This window comes from Ectopseudomonas toyotomiensis (genome assembly GCF_017167985.1).
Taxonomy (GTDB): Bacteria; Pseudomonadota; Gammaproteobacteria; order Pseudomonadales; family Pseudomonadaceae; genus Aquipseudomonas; species Aquipseudomonas toyotomiensis.
The window spans coordinates 2,128,741-2,146,843 of sequence record NZ_CP070505.1; the positions used below are offsets into that span (position 1 = coordinate 2,128,741).

15 protein-coding genes are annotated in these 18,103 nt (G+C 65.5%); 7 read left to right on the top strand and 8 right to left on the bottom strand.

Features of this window, described 5'->3' with window-relative positions:
• Nucleotides 1-14 precede the first annotated feature (14 nt).
• Nucleotides 15-1,316, bottom strand: a complete 1,302-nt coding sequence (locus JWV26_RS09800) for an aspartate aminotransferase family protein (protein ID WP_206418939.1) — start codon at nucleotides 1,314-1,316, stop codon at nucleotides 15-17.
• A gap of 107 nt (nucleotides 1,317-1,423) precedes the next feature.
• Here JWV26_RS09800 and JWV26_RS09805 point away from each other — a divergent pair, with 107 nt between their 5' ends.
• The gene (locus JWV26_RS09805; protein WP_072425185.1) at nucleotides 1,424-2,275 is read left to right on the top strand and encodes a LysR family transcriptional regulator; all 852 of its coding nucleotides are present in this window, start codon (nucleotides 1,424-1,426) and stop codon (nucleotides 2,273-2,275) included.
• A gap of 124 nt (nucleotides 2,276-2,399) precedes the next feature.
• Here JWV26_RS09805 and JWV26_RS09810 read toward each other — a convergent pair whose 3' ends face one another.
• Complete coding sequence (locus JWV26_RS09810) at nucleotides 2,400-2,792, bottom strand: VOC family protein (RefSeq protein WP_074915613.1); 393 nt, start codon at nucleotides 2,790-2,792, stop codon at nucleotides 2,400-2,402.
• A 110-nt stretch (nucleotides 2,793-2,902) separates the two neighbouring features.
• The gene (locus JWV26_RS09815) at nucleotides 2,903-3,646 is read right to left on the bottom strand and encodes an SDR family oxidoreductase (protein WP_072425183.1); all 744 of its coding nucleotides are present in this window, start codon (nucleotides 3,644-3,646) and stop codon (nucleotides 2,903-2,905) included.
• Nucleotides 3,647-3,785: 139 nt separating this feature from the next.
• On the opposite strand from JWV26_RS09815, the gene JWV26_RS09820 reads away from it, so the two are divergent.
• From JWV26_RS09820 to JWV26_RS09845, 6 genes are all read left to right on the top strand, one after another.
• Nucleotides 3,786-4,697, top strand: coding sequence for a LysR family transcriptional regulator (locus JWV26_RS09820; protein WP_093047835.1), 912 nt, complete (start codon nucleotides 3,786-3,788; stop codon nucleotides 4,695-4,697).
• Nucleotides 4,698-4,798: 101 nt separating this feature from the next.
• Nucleotides 4,799-6,106, top strand: a complete 1,308-nt coding sequence (locus JWV26_RS09825; protein WP_093047837.1) for an MFS transporter — start codon at nucleotides 4,799-4,801, stop codon at nucleotides 6,104-6,106.
• Nucleotides 6,107-6,346: 240 nt separating this feature from the next.
• The gene (locus JWV26_RS09830; protein WP_083431595.1) at nucleotides 6,347-6,835 is read left to right on the top strand and encodes a carboxymuconolactone decarboxylase family protein; all 489 of its coding nucleotides are present in this window, start codon (nucleotides 6,347-6,349) and stop codon (nucleotides 6,833-6,835) included.
• 26 nt (nucleotides 6,836-6,861) lie between these two features.
• On the top strand, nucleotides 6,862-7,479 hold the full coding sequence (locus JWV26_RS09835) for an FMN-dependent NADH-azoreductase (RefSeq protein WP_206418940.1): 618 nt from the start codon (nucleotides 6,862-6,864) through the stop codon (nucleotides 7,477-7,479).
• 119 nt (nucleotides 7,480-7,598) lie between these two features.
• Entirely contained in the window at nucleotides 7,599-9,743 is a 2,145-nt protein-coding gene (locus tag JWV26_RS09840; protein WP_206418941.1) for a TonB-dependent receptor family protein, read from the top strand.
• Nucleotides 9,743-10,249: a GNAT family N-acetyltransferase gene (locus tag JWV26_RS09845; RefSeq protein WP_072425178.1), complete on the top strand. Its 507-nt coding sequence runs from the start codon at nucleotides 9,743-9,745 to the stop codon at nucleotides 10,247-10,249. The genes JWV26_RS09840 and JWV26_RS09845 overlap by 1 nt, the downstream gene beginning before the upstream one ends.
• A 100-nt stretch (nucleotides 10,250-10,349) precedes the next feature.
• On the opposite strand, the gene cobF is transcribed toward JWV26_RS09845, so the two are convergent.
• From cobF to cobW, 5 genes are all read right to left on the bottom strand, one after another.
• Nucleotides 10,350-11,117 (bottom strand): precorrin-6A synthase (deacetylating), encoded by a 768-nt coding sequence (gene cobF / locus JWV26_RS09850; protein WP_072425177.1) that lies wholly within the window; start codon nucleotides 11,115-11,117, stop codon nucleotides 10,350-10,352.
• Nucleotides 11,114-11,740 (bottom strand): vWA domain-containing protein, encoded by a 627-nt coding sequence (locus tag JWV26_RS09855; RefSeq protein WP_239690007.1) that lies wholly within the window; start codon nucleotides 11,738-11,740, stop codon nucleotides 11,114-11,116. The genes cobF and JWV26_RS09855 overlap by 4 nt, the downstream gene beginning before the upstream one ends.
• Nucleotides 11,741-11,805: 65 nt before the next feature.
• The gene (locus JWV26_RS09860) at nucleotides 11,806-12,807 is read right to left on the bottom strand and encodes a magnesium chelatase ATPase subunit I (RefSeq protein WP_093047845.1); all 1,002 of its coding nucleotides are present in this window, start codon (nucleotides 12,805-12,807) and stop codon (nucleotides 11,806-11,808) included.
• Nucleotides 12,808-13,147: 340 nt separating this feature from the next.
• Complete coding sequence (gene cobN, locus JWV26_RS09865; protein WP_206418942.1) at nucleotides 13,148-16,894, bottom strand: cobaltochelatase subunit CobN; 3,747 nt, start codon at nucleotides 16,892-16,894, stop codon at nucleotides 13,148-13,150.
• 127 nt (nucleotides 16,895-17,021) lie between these two features.
• The gene (cobW, locus tag JWV26_RS09870) at nucleotides 17,022-18,071 is read right to left on the bottom strand and encodes a cobalamin biosynthesis protein CobW (RefSeq protein ID WP_206418943.1); all 1,050 of its coding nucleotides are present in this window, start codon (nucleotides 18,069-18,071) and stop codon (nucleotides 17,022-17,024) included.
• Nucleotides 18,072-18,103 lie beyond the last annotated feature (32 nt).

Consider the following 18,103-nt stretch of genomic DNA (forward strand, 5'->3'; position numbering starts at 1 on the left):
TGTTCAACAGCCCACTAGACTGAACGCTCGATCGCCTGTTCCAGCAAGCCGAGCCCGAGGTCGATCTCCTGCTCGCTGACCGTCAGCGGCGGGGCGATACGGAACACCCCACCCATGCCCGGCAGTTGCACGATGTTCATGCTCAGACCCAGGTTCATGCATTCGCGGGTGATCTTAGTGCCGAGGCCATCGGCAGGCTCCTTGGTTGCCCGGTCCTTGACCACTTCCATCCCCAGCAGCAAGCCACGGCCACGCACGTCACCGATGCATTCGAAGCGCTCCTGCAAACGCAGCAGGCCATTGCGCAGGCGCTCGCCCATGAGGTTGGCTCGCGCCACCAGACCATCACGCTCGACCACCTCGAGCACCTTCAGGCCTACCGCAGCAGGCAGCGGATCGGAGACGTGAGTGGTGTAGAACAGGTAGCCCAACTCATGGGCACGCTCCTCGATTGCCGCTGAAGTCAGCACTGCTGCCAACGGCAGGCCGGCGCCCAGGGTCTTGGACAGGGTGAGAATGTCCGGCGTAACGCCTTCACGCTCGCAGGCGAACATCAACCCGGTACGGCCGACGCCGGTCTGCGCCTCGTCGAGGATCAGCAGCATGCTGCGCTCCTCGCACTTGCGCTTGAGCGCCGCCATATAGCCCGGCGGTAGCTCGATGATGCCGCCGGAACTGAGGATCGGCTCGGCGATGAAAGCCGCCAGGTTACCGCTGGACTGGCGGTCGATCAGGTCGAAGTTGTAATCCAGTTCGGCCAGGTAGTCGTACTCGCCATGACGCTCGAAACGCGGGCGGTAGGGGAATGGCGCAGGGATGGCGAACGAGCCAACCGCTGCCGGCCCGACGCCGCGTCGTCCGGCGCTGTAAGTGGCGGACGCGGCGCCACCGGTCATGCCGTGCCAGGACTGGGCAAAGCCGACGATCTCATACTTGCCGGTGACCAGCTTGGCCATGCGAATCGCCGCCTCGTTGGACTCCGCGCCGGTGCTCAGCAGCAGCGCACGATCCAGCCCGGCGGGGGTGATCTCCGCCAGTTTGCTGGCCAAATCGACCACAGGGCGCGACAGCATGCCGCTGAACAGATGATCGAGTCGACCGGCGTATTCAGCGATTACCGCCGCCACTTCGGGATGACTGTGGCCGAGCACAGCACTCATCTGTCCGGAGGTGAAGTCGAGGATGGCGCGATCATCGGCGTCGTAGACGAAGCACCCCTGGGCGCGCTCGATGATCATCGGCTCGAAGGTGCCGCCGTAGCGGATCAGGTGATTGCGTGCGTTGCGCCAGAAGGCCGGATCATCGTTGCGGGACATGGGCACTCTCCAAAAAGGGCATGAAGGCAGTGCTTGCAGTCTAGGCATCCGGCCTGATTTCATGGAAACGAATAGTTCTTATACAAGATAGAAGCGAGACGAATAACTTGAGCCTGTCCCTCGACATCGATCTGCTGCGTTCCTTCGTCGCTATCTCCGAGGCGCGCTCCCTCAGCCGCGCGGCCAACCGCGTCGGGCGTACGCAGTCAGCGCTAAGCCAGCAGCTCAAGCGCCTGGAAGAAATCGTCGAACAACCGCTATTCCAACGCACCGGCCGCGGCGTACTGCTCACCGCTCATGGCGAGCGCCTGCTGGCACATGCACAGCGCATTCTGCGCCTGCACGACGAAGCCATGGCCGATCTGTCCGCCAAGGGGCTGTCCGGCACCATCCGCTTCGGCTGTCCGGACGACTATGCCGCCGTATTCCTGCCCTATCTGCTGCGCCAGTTCGCCAGCCAGCACCCCAACGTACTGGTCGAGGTGATCTGCGCGCCAACACCACGCCTGCTGCAGCAATGGGACAAGCATGCACTGGATCTGGCACTGATCTCCCTGCCGGACGGCGCACCAGACGAGAGCATCATCCGCCGCGAACCACTGGTATGGGTTGGCTGTCCCGGCACCGAAACCGCAGATTTCGACCCGCTGCCCTTGGCGCTGTCGAGCCCCGATACACTGGATCACCTGGCCGCCCGTGCCAGCCTCGACCGCGCCGGCCGCGGTTATCGCATCGCCTACGCCAGCGACAGCCTGGCCGGCCTGACCGCATTGGTGCGCTCAGGCCAGGCCATCGCCGTAATTACACGTACCGCCGTGCCGCCTGACCTGTGCATTCTCGACACCACAGCAACACTGCCGACGCTGCCGAGCGTCGGCATCAGCCTGAAGTTGGGCCACAGCACACCATTGAGCGAAGCTTTCGCCGAACACACCCGACGCAGCCTGCCATTGCTTTAGCATCGGACATCGATCGACGACTCACTCAGTACTTTCAGACCAGCCAGGCCTGGCAATCCGCCACCTTCACCGTGGTTGAGCTCCTCAGCGAGCGCTGGACCACCGCGTCAGGGATAGGCCCCTCTCACTCGGGGCGGTGGCATACCACGCAAAGCTTGTTGCCATCGAGGTCGCGAAAATAGGCACCGTAGTAATCCGGGTGATAGTGCACGCGCAGGCCTGGAGCGCCCTCGCAACGCCCACCCTGAGCGAGCGCCAGCCGGTGAGCCTGATCGACCTGTGCACGGCTCTGCGCCAGCAGCGCCACCATCTGCCCGTTGCCGGAGTGGTGCGCTGCGCCATCGTAAGGTGTGCTGATCAGCAACAGAGGCCGGGGCTCCGGGCTCGACTGCCAGACCGCCCAAGGCTTTTCCGCATCGAGTAAACGCAACTCGACACCCAGCAGATCCATCAGCGGCTGGTAAAACCTCAGGGCGCGTGGAAAATCGCTCACGCCGATGCAGATATGGGAAAACATACTGCCCCCTCTCCTTTGAACGAAACGGCGCCTGCATCCTGGCCTAGTGCAGCCCGGTATCGCAAGTGCCTGGAAAGGGGCCAACCTGCCGCAGACGCGGCAGGCGCGGATCAGAATTCCTGCACGGTCGGGCGCAGGACGATCTCGTTGATGTCGACGTCGGCCGGCTGTTCGATGGCGTAGGCGATGGCGCGCGCCACCGACTCTGCCGGAATCGCCTGCTTGTAGAAGTCGACGACGAAGTCGCGGCTCTGCTGATGGGCGCTGCCGAACTTCAGCTCCGAATCCACCGCGCCCGGCTCGATGGTGGTGGTGCGGATGCTGCCGCCCACTTCATGGCGCAGGCCTTCGGAGATGGCCCGCACGGCAAACTTGGTGCCGCTGTAGACGGTGCCGCCCGGGCTGAACACCTTGATCCCGGCCACCGAGGCGATGTTGATGAAATGCCCGGCGTTCTGCTGCTGGAACACCGGCAGCGCCGCGGCGATGCCGTACAGCACGCCCTTGATGTTGATGTCGATCATGCGCTCCCACTCCTCGACACGCACGTCGCTCATCGGCGCGATGGCCATCAGCCCGGCGTTGTTGACCAGCACATCGACGCGGCCGAAGGTGTCCAGCGCCCCCTGGATCAGCGCTTTCACCTCATCGGCACGGGTCACGTCGGTCTGGTAGGCCACGGCCTCGCCGCCAGCGGCGACCAGCTCGCTGACCAGTTGCTCGAGACGCTCCTTGCGCCGTGCGGCCAGCACCACCTTGGCGCCCAACTTGCTCAAATGACGGGCGGTCGCTTCGCCCAGGCCGCTGCTGGCGCCGGTGATGACCACGACCTTGCCGGAAATGTTGTTGCTCATGGTGATGCCCTCTCGATTCGTTGGAGTGTCCGGCGTCGCTCGCTGGACATGGGCTCACGTTAGAGGCGATTTAAGTTTCAATGAATGGAAGAGTTTGGATTAGGCTATTCCACATTCTGGAATACAGAGGCGCCCCGACATGCTCAACCGCATGGAGATGATCCGCATCTTCTGCAGCGCGGCCGACTGCAGCAATTTCCGCGAGGCAGCGACTCGCCTGGGGGTTTCTCCGCAGACGGTGACCCGCGCGATCAAGGCGCTGGAGGAAGAACTCGGCGAGATTCTTTTTCACCGCAACACCCGCCAGGTGCATATCACCGCTTTCGGCGAGGCCTATGCGGTGCGCGCCCGGCAGATGCTGGAGGATTTTGACGCGCTGTTTCGTGGCCACCGCGCCGAGGGCGAATCGGCCATCGCCGGGCGCATCGGCATCACCGCACCACAAGCCATCGGCAAGCGCTTTCTGGTGGCGTTCCTGCAACCCTTGCTCAAGCAGCACCCGCAACTGGTGCTGAACCTGCGCCTGGAGGACGAGATTACCGACGCGGTGGAAGCGCAGATCGACATCGGCATCCGCGTCGGCTTCCTGCGTGACAGCCGCTACGTCGCCCGCGCCCTGGCACCGGTGCCGTTGCAGGTGGTGGCCACGCCGCAACTGATCAAAGCCACCGGCAAGCCGCACACCCTCGACGAGCTGCAGCAGCGGCCGCTGTCGGTGCTGATCGACCGCAAGAACGGCCGCCCCTGGCCGTGGACCTTCGCCCATGGCCCCAGCCTGCATCCGCCCACGCCAGCGCTGGTGTGTGACGACCCCGAAGCCGAGCTGGAGGCCGTGCTCGCCGGCCTGGCCTACGGCCAGTTACCCGCCTACCTGGCGCAGCCCTATCTGCAGAGCGGCCACCTGCAGGCGGTGCTGACGGAGCAGGCGCCCGATCCCTGGCAGCTGTTCATCTACCGCCCACAGCAGGGCCCGGTGCCCCCAAGGGTGCGCCTGGTGTTCGATCACCTGCGCGCCTGCTTCTGCGATCCGGCGCAGTTTCCCCAGGGCTGAGGTCGCTCACGGCAACGCCACTGTCGCCTGCGAAGCGCCCGCCCCGGCTATCGCTCCGTAACCTGCCTGAAGCCGTCTAAATCAGGGATCAGGAGCGTCGCATGAATGCTATCAACACGGGCCAGCAGGTCAGCCCGGCCACCTTGCACAAGGTGATCGCCGCCTCGGCCATCGGCAACTTCGTCGAGTGGTTCGACTTCGCCGTCTACGGTTTTCTCGCCGTGACCATCGCCTCGCTGTTCTTCCCACCGGGCAATCCGACCCTGGCGCTGCTGCAGACCTTCGCCGTGTTTGCCGTGTCGTTCGCCCTTCGCCCGCTCGGTGGCATCGTCTTCGGCATTCTCGGCGACCGCATCGGACGCAAGCGCGTGCTGTCGATCACCGTGCTGCTGATGGCCGGCGCCACCACGCTGATCGGCCTGCTGCCAACCTACGCCAGCATCGGCCTGTTCGCCCCGCTGCTGCTGGCGCTGGCGCGTTGCCTGCAGGGTTTCTCCGCCGGTGGCGAGTATGCCGGCGCCTGCGCCTTCGTCATGGAACACGCGCCCACCGAACAGAAGGCCCGTTATGGCAGCTTCGTGCCGGTCTCGACCTTCATGGCGTTCGCCTGCGCAGCCGGGTTGGTATTCGGCATGGGCTTCTGGCTGGACGAAGCGCAGATGCAGGCCTGGGGCTGGCGCGTGCCCTTCCTGATCGCCGCACCGCTGGGCCTGGTCGGCCTGTACATGCGCCTGCGTCTGGACGAGTCACCGGCCTTCCAGGCCCTGGCCGCGCAACCTCATCCGGAACATTCGCCGCTGCGCGAAACCCTGCGCGAGCACGGCGGCACCGTGCTCTGCCTGTCGGCGTTCATCTCCGCCACGGCGCTGTCGTTCTACATGTTCACCACCTACCTGACCACCTACATGCAGGTGGTCGGTGGCGCAGCACGGCCGGTGGCATTGCTGGCCAGCCTGATCGCGCTGTTCTTCGCCGCCCTGCTGTGCCCTTTCGTTGGTCGCTATTCGGATCGCGTTGGCCGCCGCCGCACCATCCTGACTGCCGGGGTGGCGCTGATCGTCGCGGTGTATCCGGCCTTTGCCCTGGCCGCCTCGGGCACCCTGCTGGCTTCAGCTCTGGGCGCCATGCTGCTGGCAGTGGGTGCGGTGATCTGCGGCGTGGTAACCGCCGTGCTGCTGTCCGAGCAGTTCCCCACCCGGGTGCGTTACACCGCCTCGGCGTTCACCTACAACCTGGCCTACACCATCTTCGGCGGTACCGCGCCATTGATCGCCACCTGGCTGATCGAGGCAACCGGTAATCGCATGTCGCCGGCCTACTATCTGATCGTCATCGCCCTGCTGGCCCTGGCGGGTGGCCTGGCACTGCCCGAGTCGTCAAGGCGGCCGCTGAACTATCAACCGGCCTGAGGCCTCGCCGAGTCTCGGCTGCGGCACACAGGTCGCAGCCTACCTCCTACCACCCCGGCTGGCGCTGGCCGTCATCGATGGCCACATAACGAAGGACTCAGTTGCGCAAAGTGGACCAGTAAAAATCCACAAAAATGGATCTATGTGGCTAGACCACTGGTGCGTACATTCGTCCTCACCGGGCCGCAGTGGTACTGCCAGTTGCAGAGGGGCATCGGTTTCTTCTCAACTCGCATATGGATGAAAACCATGAGCAAGCGCCTCGATTACTTCGCACTCTCCCCCAAGGCCTCCGGCAAGTACGCCGAATTCTCCACACTGCTGACCCGCAGCCCGTTCCTCGCACCGCTGGCTCATCTGGTCATGCTGCGTGCCTCGCAGATCAATGGCTGCGCCTTCTGCGTCGACATGCACGTCAAGGAAGCGAAGATCCATGGCGAGCGCGAGCTGCGCCTGCACCATGTCGCCGTCTGGCGCGAATCGCCGCTGTTCTCCGCGCAGGAGCGCGCCGCGCTGGAGTGGACGGAAGCCCTGACCCAGCTGTCGCCGCATGGCGTGTCCGACGCTATCTACGCCAGCGTGCGCGAGCAGTTCTCCGAGCAGGAACTGTCGGACCTGAGCTTCCTGGTGGTCGCCATCAATGGCTGGAATCGCCTGAGCGTGGCCTTCCGTAACGTGCCGGGCTCCGCCGACAAGCAGTTCGGCCTGGACAAGGCCGACCTGGCCTGAAGCCCGATCTCAGAGAGGTTACGCCCATGTCTGCAGCTATCCGCGTGCTGCGCCTGATCAGCAGCCCGCGTGGCGCTGAATCAGAAAGCCTGCGCCTGTCTCACCTGGTGCTCGACGGCCTCGCTGGCCAGCACTCACTGCAGGTGCAGGACGTCGACCTCAACGATCTGCAACATGTCGACCGCGATTATGCCATGGCTCTGGCGTCTCCCTCTGACGCTGACCAGGCAGAGCCCGGCAGTACCCTGCAGCGCTCCGCCGAGCTGATCCGTCAGCTCGACGAAGCGGATGTGTTGCTGATCGCCACCCCCATGCACAACTACACCGTGCCCTCGACACTCAAGGCCTGGGTCGATCACATCGTGCGGATTCGCATGACATTCAACGGCACACCGCAAGGCAAGGTTGGCCTGCTACGTGACCGCCCGGTGTACGTGGCGCTGGCCTCAGGCGGACTGATCAGCGGCGAGCAGGCGCGGCAGCCAGACTTCCTGCGCCCCTACCTGCAGGCGGCCCTGGCCACGGTGGGCCTCAGGAACATGCACTTCTTCTGTGTGGAGGGTACCGCCAGAGGTGAGCAGGCCCTGCTGGAGGCCCGCGCCATGGCGCAGTCAAAGGTAGCCGCGTTTTTCTCTGCCGAGTGAAACGGCTGACAACATGTCAGGCGTCTGAGCGAAGGATTCTGTAGGGTTGCGGACGATGGTGACGAATAGCCTGCGTCATCCATCAGACAGACTCGTAGCCCGCTCAATGGAACCTTCGCATGTTGCCCCAGCCGCTATACGCTCGACCGGCCCGCCTGGCCCTGCTGACCTTCAACTGCCTGGCAGCGCCAATCGCCCTGGCTCAGCAGCCTATGCAGTTGGACGCCATGCAAGTCAGCGGCGCACCGCTGAGCGAAATCGAGGCCGCGCAGGAAGAGCTGAAACAGGTCCCCGGCGCCACCAACCTGGTGGACATGGACAAGGTCGAGCAGGGCCGCGTGGCCGGCGTCGCCGACGTGCTGGCCTACCAGCCCGGCGTCTACGCGCAGTCCCCCGGCAACGAAGGGGTGAAGATCAGCCTACGTGGCTCGGGCATCAACCGAGGCCCCGGCTCGCACGCCTCCGGCACCCATATCATGCTCGACGGCCTGCCGCTGACCGGCTCCGGCGGCACGCCCTACGAACTGCTGGAGCCCCTGTGGATAAGTCGCGCCGAGGTGCTGCGTGGCGCCAATGGCTTCGACCGCGGCTCGCTGGCCCTCGGCGGCGCCATCGACTACATCACCCACACCGGCTACACCGCGCCCAAGCTGCAACTGCGCTATGAAACCGGCAGCCATGGCTACCAGAAACGCAACATCGCCTCCGGTCAGGTGCTGGGCGATTTCGACTACTACCTCGCCCTCACCGACAGCCGCACCGACGGCTATCAGGATCACTCATCGGGCAAGGGCAAAGGCATCGCCGCCAACTTCGGCTACCGCCTCAACGAGAATCTGGAGACGCGCTTCTACCTGCGCTACCGCGAAACCGAGCACGAAACGCCCGGCCGCCTGACCAAGGCCCAGCTCAAGGACGACCCGCGCCAGGCCGCTGCGGCCAATCGCAGCATCGACGCCCACCGTGACCAGCCCGGCAGCACCTGGCTGGCCAACAAGACCACCTGGCGCATCGACGACGACTCCACCCTGATCGCCGGCCTGGCCTACCACCACTACCCCATGGATATCACCGAGACCGCCTATCGCGGCGGCGCCTACCGTATCCGCGTGGACTACAGCGATATCAGCGGCACCCTGAACTACACGCGCCGGCATACCCTGTTCGGCCTCAATAGCAGCACCACCATCGGCTGGCGCAGCACCACCAACCTGCCGAGCAGCAAAGCGAAAGAGACCGCGGCGTTGCCGATCAACGTCAACGGCACACCCTATCCGGCCGGCACACTGATGCGCGACTACGAGCACCTGGGTTCGGACAACGTGCTGCACTTCAGCAACGACACGGAGCTGACCCCCGATCTGTGGCTGACCAGCGGCCTGGCGCTGATCTACACCCGCCGTGAAGCCGAAGTGACCTGGCCGGCCACCGACGACAGGCTCAGCGAACACACATGGGACTACGCCCCGCGCATCGGCCTGCGCTACCAGCTCAATCCTGATGTGCAGTTATTCGGCAATATCAGCCGCTCGGTGGAACCGCCACATGCCTGGTCGATGCTCTGGGGCTCGCCGCTACGCTTCTCCAGCACCACCACGCAGCCCTATGCCGCGCGCCAGCGCGCTGCCATCAGCCTGGACAACCAGACCGCCACCACCTTCGAGGTCGGCGGCCGCGGCGAGTCCGCACTGGGCCAGTGGGAGCTGACCTACTACTACTCACAGGTGCGCCATGAACTGCTCACCGTCGAGATCGAGCCCAACGTATTCGCCGAATCCAACGCCAGCCCCACCGTGCACCAGGGCATCGAAGCCGGCCTGACCACCCCGCTGTGGCAAGGTGGCGCCGCCGGCGCCCTGAGCCTGCGCCAGGCCTACACCTTCAGCGACTTCCACTACCGCGACGACGACACCTTCGGCGACAACCGCCTGCCCGGCCTGCCGCGTCACTACTACCAGGCCGAGCTGCGCTACGACCACCCGAGCGGTTTCTACGCAGGCCTCAACACCCAGTACGCCTCCAAGGTGGCGGTGGACTACGCCAACTCCTACTACGCCGATGCCTACGCCACCCTCGGCGCCACCCTCGGCTACGCCTCGCCGAAAGACGACTGGCAAGCCTGGCTCGACCTGCGCAACCTGACCGACAAGCGCTATGCCGCCACCGTGACACCGGGCTATGACGACAACGGCGCGGACGTCGCGCGCTCCACACCCGGAGAAGGGTTTGGGGTGTATACGGGGGTTTCCTGGAGTTGGCTCTGATGGCGCAGACGTACACCACGTACTACCTGGAGATGACCTCGCTGGATCAACTGAAGGCCAAGCCTCAGCGCAGCGACCTGCAGATCGTCGAGTGTGAAGAACCCCAACCGGCACTCAATCGCTTTCTCTACCAACTGGTCGGCTCGACCTGGGAATGGGGTGATCTGGACGACTGGAGCGACGCACAGTGGCGCGCCATGGTGGAAAACGAAGCACACCGTACCTGGGTCGCCTATCACCGTGGTGCCATCGCCGGTTACTACGAGCTGTTCCGTCCTGACGGTCGCAGCACGGAGATCCGCTACTTCGGCCTGGCTCCGCAGTTTCTCGACCGCGGCTTCGGTGGCCCACTGCTCAGCCATGCCATTCACTCGGCCTGGCAGTGGCCGGGGACTGAGCGCGTTTGGGTGCACACCTGCACCTTCGATCATCCGGCGGCCCTGGCCAACTATCAGGCGCGTGGTATGCGGGTTTATCAGGAAGAAGTCTGCGATATATCCAGCTAAAGAAGACTTTTACCCAGCTTCCAATACTGCTGCATCATCGGGGGGGTGATCGCCCAGCACGTAGGGTGGACAGCGCTCTTCCTGTCCACCGCCCCTCACATTACGCCCCCGCCACACCCTCTTTGCGCAGCAGATAGCTGTCCATGATCCACCCATTGCGCTCGCGCGCCTCGGCGCGGGTGGTGACGATGCGTTCAGCCACTTCGTCCAGCGGGCCGGCGATCAGGATTTCATCGGCAGTACCGACGTAGGCGCCCCAGTAGATATGCAGGCCCTGGCCGACGAAACGGCGGTAGGTGTCCTTGGCGTCGAGCATCACCGCCACGCTGTCTACGCCCTGCGGCCAGCCTTCGGCGAGCAGGCGGCCGGTGGTGATTTCCACGGCGCGGCCGATGCTGTTGAGCGGGATGCGGTGGCGGGCGGTGAGCGCCTGCAGGCTGGTGATGCCGGGGATCACGTCATAGGTGAAGTCGCTACGGCGCGCAGCGATGGCTTCGATGATGCGGATGCTGCTGTCGTACAGCGACGGGTCGCCCCAGACCATAAAGGCCGCCGTCTCGCCATCGGCCATCTGCTCGTCGATCAACTGCTCGAACACCGCCTGCTTGTCGCGGTTGAGTTCGTCGACGCTGGCGCGGTAGTCCGCTACCTCGCGCTCGCGCTCCGGTTGCAGGCCTTCGGCGAAGCGCGGCGTGTGGCCGTCGAGGAAGCGTGCGCAGATCTCGCGGCGCAGGGCGTTGAGCTTGTGCTTGGCCGGGCCCTTGTCCATCAGGAAGATCACGTCGCTGCGGCGCAGCGCCTTGATCGCCTGGTAGGTGATGTAGTCCGGGTCGCCGGCACCGATGCCGACCAACAGCAGGGTTTTCATGGGGTTCTCCAGGTGCGCCCCGGCACGCCGGGTGCCAGGTCGTCGATATGGTGGTAGTCAGCCTCAAGCGCCTGTGCCAACTGGCGGGCGCGGCCCAGGCGGATGGGCGCGCGCTCGGTATCGAGCAGCAGGGTCGGGCATGGCAGCGGCGCCAGTTCTGGCAGATCACGCAGGCGGCCATCGGTCAGGATCAGCAGGCGCTGGCGTTCTTGCGGCTTCGCGCGCTGGCGACACAGCAACCAGTCGCCGGCCTGCTGCAGCGCATCGAGCAGCGGTGTGCCGCCTCCTGCACCGAGTGCCTGCAGCCAGCGATGCAGCTCGGCGCTGGCCTTGCGCCCCTGCCATAGCCACTGCGCTTCGCGGCCACCGGCCTGCAAAACCGCCAGCCGCGCGCGCTGGCGATAGGCGCTGTCGAACAGCTCGGCGAGCACGCCCTTGGCCAGGCTCAGGGCGCCATGGCGGCGGGTGGAGGCAGAGGCATCGACCAGCACCAGCCACAGCTCGTCGGCTTGCTGGCTGCGCGGGCGCAACACCAGTTGTTCACGGCGTTGCGGCCGACCCTGACGCAGAGTCGCTGGCCAATCGATTCGCCCGCCCGCGCTGACACGCGCCGCGCCATGCATGCCGCCGCCGAGTCGTCCGGGCCGGTTGCGGGCATCCGCGCCTGTGGCTGCGCGCGGGCGGATGCTCAGGGCTTTTTTGGCCAGCGCGGTGGCACCCGCCGTTCACCCATGGCCTGCGGCTGCGCCGGCAACTCGCCCCACTGACCTTCACCTTGGCGCTGCTCGGATGCCTGCTGCGGCGCGTGGCCCTGCTCGGGCGGCATGCTGGCTGGCGGTTGCGGCTGGCGACGGCGATGACGCAGAACGAAGTCCTCCACCGCATAGATATCCACAGGCTCGATACCTGCCGCACCGCGCCAGGCAGCATGGGCGCGGGCGGCACGCAGCCAGACAAGATCGGCGCGCAGGCCATCGACTCCAGCGGCGAAGCAGCGCTGGCTGATCTCGCCGAGGGCGGCGTCATCCAGCGGAATATCTGCCAGGCGCTGGCGGGCATTGCGGCAGCGCTCGGCGAGGGCATCTTGCTCGCCCTGCCAGCGTTGCAGGAAGGCAGCAGGGTCGGCATCGAAGACCAACCGGCGACGCACTATCTCGGCGCGTTCGGCCGGCTGCGGCTGGCTATCGAGGGCCAGGTTGAGGCCGAAGCGGTCGAGCAATTGCGGGCGCAGTTCGCCTTCCTCGGCGTTCATGGTGCCTATCAACACGAAGCGTGCGGCATGCCGATGAGAGATGCCGTCACGTTCGACGTGGTTGACCCCGCTGGCGGCGGCATCGAGCAGCAGGTCGACCAGATGATCGGGCAGCAGGTTGACCTCATCGACATAGAGCACGCCACCATCGGCACGGGCCAGCAGGCCAGGGGAAAACTGCGCCCGGCCTTCGCCCAGCGCCGCGTCCAGATCCAGGGTGCCGACGATACGCTCCTCGCTGGCGCCCAGCGGCAGGGTGACGAAGCGCCCACCGTCCAGCAAATCGGCCAGGCCACGGGCCAGAGTCGACTTGGCCATCCCGCGCGGGCCTTCGATCAGCACGCCGCCGATGGCCGGATCGATGGCTGCCAGGCACAGCGCCAGCTTCAGCGAATCGGCGCCGACCACGGCGGCGAGGGGGAAGTGATGTTCGGTCATGACTGTAATCCGTGGAGTTGGACGTAGCCCGGATGAAATCCGGGGCCTTTGGTCGCGCACTTCCCGGATTGCATCCGGGCTACCGGCTGCATGCCCCCGTAGGGTGGGTTAGCGGCGCAGAACGCCGGCCTTGTATCTGCAGAAAAACGTGGCGCGCCGCGTAACCCACCAAGCGATGCTCCGTGTGACGCCGATGGTGGGTTACGCCGCACCCACTTCAGCGAGTTGGCCGGCAAGCACGACAGGCGGCTAACCCACCCTACAAGCTCGGCGTTGCCAGGTGAACCCTCTCCCCCGGCCCCTCTCCCATAAATGGGAGAGGGGAGAAAAAATGCTCGCATCAGCTTTCCTCGCTATCGAGCAGCAGGTTTTCCAGCGCTTCGCGGTACTCGCCGGGATTCTCCCACAGGCCACGTTGCTGGGCTTCCAGCAGACGTTCGAGGATGTCATTGAGAGCGCCGGGGTTGTGTTGCTGGATGAAGTCGCGGGTGTCCTTGTCCAGTAAATACGCATCGGTGAGCAGCGCATATTGGTGGTCGTCGACCAGCTCGCTGGTGGCGTCGAAGGCGAACAGGTAGTCGATGGTCGCGGCCAGTTCGAAGGCGCCCTTGTAGCCGTGGCGCTTCATGCCTTCGATCCATTTGGGGTTGGCGGCGCGGGCGCGCACGACACGATTGAGCTCTTCCTTGAGGCTGCGAATGCGCGGCGTGTCCGGCTGGCTGTTGTCGCCAAAGTAGCTGGCCACCTTGAGCCCGCGCAGGGTTTCCACCGCCGCCAGCATGCCGCCCTGGAACTGGTAGTAATCGTTGGAATCGAGGATGTCGTGCTCGCGGTTATCCTGGTTATGCAGCACCGCCTGCATCTGCTCCAGGCGCTCGACGAAGCGCTGCCGCGCGGGCGCACCCTCGGCGCCACTGCCGTAGGCGTAGCCGCCCCAGTTCAGGTAGACCTCGGCCAGGTCCGCACGGCTCTGCCACAGGCGCTCCTCGATGGCGTTCTGCACCCCGGCGCCATAGGCGCCCGGCTTGGCGCCGAACACCCGCCAGCCGGCCTGGCGCCGTGCTTCAGCTTCATCCAGGCCGCCGTCCTTGAGCGCCAGCGATTCGCGCCAGACCCGCGCCGACAGCGGGTTCATGTCTTCCGGCTCGTCCAGTTCGATCACCGCCTGCACGGCCTCGTCGAACAGGCGAATCAGGTTGCTGAAGGCATCGCGGAAGAAGCCCGATACGCGTAGGGTGACGTCCACCCGTGGCCGACCGAGCTGCTCCAGCGATAATACTTCAAAGCGCTCGACGCGCTGGCTACCCGGCTGCCACACCGGGCGCACACCCATCAGCGCCAGGGCCTGGGCGATATCGTCGCCACCGGTGCGCATGGTTGCCGTGCCCCAAACCGACAGGCCGAGCTGACGTAGATGGTCGCCCTCGTCCTGCAGATGACGCTCCAGCAGGCGATCCGCCGCCTGCACGCCCAGACGCCAGGCGGTCGGCGTGGGCAGATGACGCACGTCGACGGTGAAGAAGTTGCGCCCGGTAGGCAGCACGTCGAGGCGCCCGCGACTTGGCGCGCCGCTCGGCCCGGCAGGCACGAAACGCCCTTCCAGCGCCGCCAGCAGGCCACCCATCTCGGCCGCGCCACAGGCATCGAGCAAAGGTGCGATATGCCCGGCCAGGCCATCGAGAATCAGCGCCACCTCGGCGCCGAAGGTGTCAGTGCGCTCACCCGTCAGACGCTGCTCGATAAGCCTCAGCGCCAGTAGCTCCAGGCGCTCACGGGTATCACCTACGGTACGCCAGAGGCTGTTATCCACAGCCTGCAACGCCTGTGGACGCACCCCCTCCCAAGGCGGGCCCATATCGCTATCGAGCGGATCGAGGTTCAGCTCCAAGCCACGGGCCAGCGCGCGCAGCAGGCTGGCATTGGCACCCTGGCCATCGCCACGGGGGATGCGCAGCAACGCCAGCAGGGTATCGCGACGCAGTTGCCCAACCGGCGACTCACCGAACACATGCAGACCATCGCGGATCTGCGACTCCTTGAGGTCGCACAGGTAGGCGTCGAGCTGCGGCAGCCAACTGTCATCGTCATCATTGAGATGCAGGCCCAGCTCGCGGTCGAGGCTGGCCTCGCGCACCTTGGCCAGGATCTCGCCGCGCAGCTCCACGGCGCGGCGCAAGTCGAGCTGACTGGCCTCGAAATATTCGTCGGCCAGGCGCTCCAGATCGCGCAGCGGGCCGTAGCTCTCGGCACGGGTCAGCGGCGGCATCAGGTGGTCGATGATCACCGCCTGGGTGCGGCGCTTCGCCTGCGCCCCCTCGCCTGGGTCGTTGACGATAAAGGGATAGATATTCGGCAGCGGGCCGATCAGCGCCTGCGGCCAGCAACCCTCGGAGAGGCCGACGCTCTTGCCCGGCAGCCACTCCAGATTGCCGTGCTTGCCAACATGGATCAGCGCATCAGCGGCGAAGGCCGTGCGCAGCCAGGCGTAGAAGGCGATATAACCGTGCGGCGGCACCAGATCAGGGTCGTGGTACACCGCTGCCGAGTCGAGCTGGTAGCCGCGTGCCGGCTGGATGCCGACGAAGGTCAGGCCGAAGCGCAGGCCAGCAACCATCATCCGCCCACTGCGAAACATCGGATCGTCCTGCGGCTCGCCCCAGCGCTCGCGAACCGCTTGCTGATTCGCAGGCGGTAGGCTGTGGAAAAAAGCCAGGTAGTCGTCCAGCGCCAGGCTCTGCGCGCAGGGCCTTGTGTCGAGGCCATCGAGGTCGTTGGTGACGCTACCAAGCAGGCTGTGGACAATTGCGGTACCGCTGTCCGGCAGGTTATCCACTGGATAGCCATGGGCCTGCAGGGCGCGGAGGATATTCAGCGCGGCAGCCGGTGTATCCAGGCCGACGCCGTTGCCGATGCGGCCATCGCGGGTCGGGTAGTTGGCCAGGATCAGGCCGATTCGCTTCTGATCGTTGCTTTTGATCGCCAACTGGCACCAGTTCATCGCCAGTTCCGCGACATAAGCCATACCCGGTTCATGCGCCTGGTAGCACACCACATCGCTCTGGCTACGCTCGCTGCGCCAGGCCAGACCTTTGAAGCTGATGGCGGTACCGATCAGCCGGCCATCCAGCTCGGGCAGCACCACATGCATGGCCAGGTCGCGCGAGCCAAGGCCCTGGGCGCTGGCCTGCCATTGCTCCTGGTTGTCCAACGAGCAGATGGCCTGCAGCACCGGAATGTCGCGGCGAAACACCCGCGCCTGCGGCGCCTCGGGGTTGGACAGGGCGAAGCCGGTGGTGTTGATGATCAGCGCGGCGCTGGTTTCGTCCAGCCAGCTCTGTACCTGATCCAGGCAGGCAGATTCCTTGAGGCTGGCCACGGCAATGGGCAGCGGGTTGAGCCCCTGCACGATAAGGTGCTGGCAAAAGGTATCGACGAAAGCGGTGTTCGCCGATTGCACATGGTTGCGGTAAAACAGCAGCGCCACCACGGGCGTATCCGGCTGCCACCGCGCCTGCCAGTCAGCCAGCGTGGCCGGGCTGTGCTGCGGGTGATAGAGGCCGACGCGCGGTAGCGGCTGCGGCTCCTGCCAAGTGTCGTCACGCCCCAGCCAGCGGTTACCGATGCAACGGAACAACTGGCGGGCATTGTCCAAACCGCCCTGGCGCAGGTACTGCCAGAGGCGCTGGCTATCTTCTTCGCCGACGTTGCCGAGCGCATTCAGCTCCGGGTCGGGTTTATCGTCGCCCGGCACCATGATCACCGTGGCGCCGCGCGCGCCCAGCTCCACCAGGCGCTCGACGCCATAGCGCCAGTAGCTCACCCCGCCGTGCACCGAGATCAGGATGACCTTGGCGTGCTGCAACACCTGTTCGACGTAGTAGTCCACCGAGGCGTTGTTGCTCAGCTGCGCCGGGCTGGCCAGGCGCAGGCTGGGGTAGTCGTCCGGCAATTGCCGAGCGGCCTCGGCCAGCAGGGAAAGGTGCGAATCACCCGTGCACAGGATCACCAGCTCGGCAGGCGTCTGGCCAAGGTCGGCGATGCTGTCGGCCGGCAGTTGGGCGCCGGGCTGGGTGCGCAATAGGTGCATGTTCGTTCCGTGGGAGGGGCTTTAACCGCGACTGGTGGTAGCGCCGTAGGGTGGACTCAGTTATCCGGCGGACTGTTCGCTTCGCTCCTGAGTCCGCCCTACGATCGAGTACGCCCTACGCTCCGTATCAGGCCAGCGACGCTTTCAGCTCGGCCTCGATGGCCGCGCGGTCAAGCTGCTGGCCGATCACCACCAGCCGACTCAGGCGCGGCTCGTCGGCCTGCCAGGCGCGGTCGAAGTGGCGGTCGAAGCGCTGGCCCACGCCCTGCACCAGCAGGCGCATCGGTTTGCCAGGGATCGCCGCGAAGCCTTTCACGCGCAGGATGCCGTACTTGGCCACCGCCTCCTTCAGTGCGGCCAGCAAACGCGCCTCCTCGGCCTCCGGTAGTTCCACGTGGAACGAGTCGAATTCCTCGTGATCGTGGTCTTCGTCTTCATCGTCGTGATGAGTGCGGCGGCTGTCGATATGCAGCTCGGTTTCACTGTTCAGGCCGAGCAGCACGTCCAGCGGCAGCTCGCCGCCGTGCGCCTCGATCACCTTGACTGCCGGCGGTAGCTCTTCGGCCACCTCGGCGCGCACGGCAGCCAGCGCCTCGGCGTCGAGCAAATCGGCCTTGTTGAGGATCACTAGGTCGGCGCTGGCCAACTGGTCGGCGAACAGTTCATGCAGCGGCGATTCGTGGTCGAGGTTGGGGTCGAGCTTGCGCTGCTCGTCCACCTGATCGGGGAAGGCGGCGAAGGTGCCGGCGATCACCGCCGGGCTGTCGACGACGGTGATCACCGCGTCGACCGTACAAGCGTTGCGGATTTCCGGCCAGTTGAAGGCCTGCACCAAAGGCTTGGGCAAAGCCAGGCCACTGGTCTCGATGAGGATATGGTCGAGATCGCCGCGGCGCGCCACCAGCTCGCGCATCACCGGGAAGAACTCTTCCTGCACGGTGCAGCACAGGCAGCCGTTGGCCAGCTCGAAGACGCGGCCATTGGCTTCTTCCTCACTGCAGCCGATGGAGCACTGCTTGAGGATCTCGCCATCGATGCCCAGCTCGCCGAACTCGTTGACGATCACCGCGATACGGCGGCCGCCGGCATTGGCCAGCAGGTGGCGCAGCAGAGTGGTTTTGCCGGCACCGAGAAAACCGGTGACGATGGTGACAGGCAGTTTGGCGAGGGTTTTCATGGATGGCCCCGTGGCGTCGGTAAGTTCGGCGG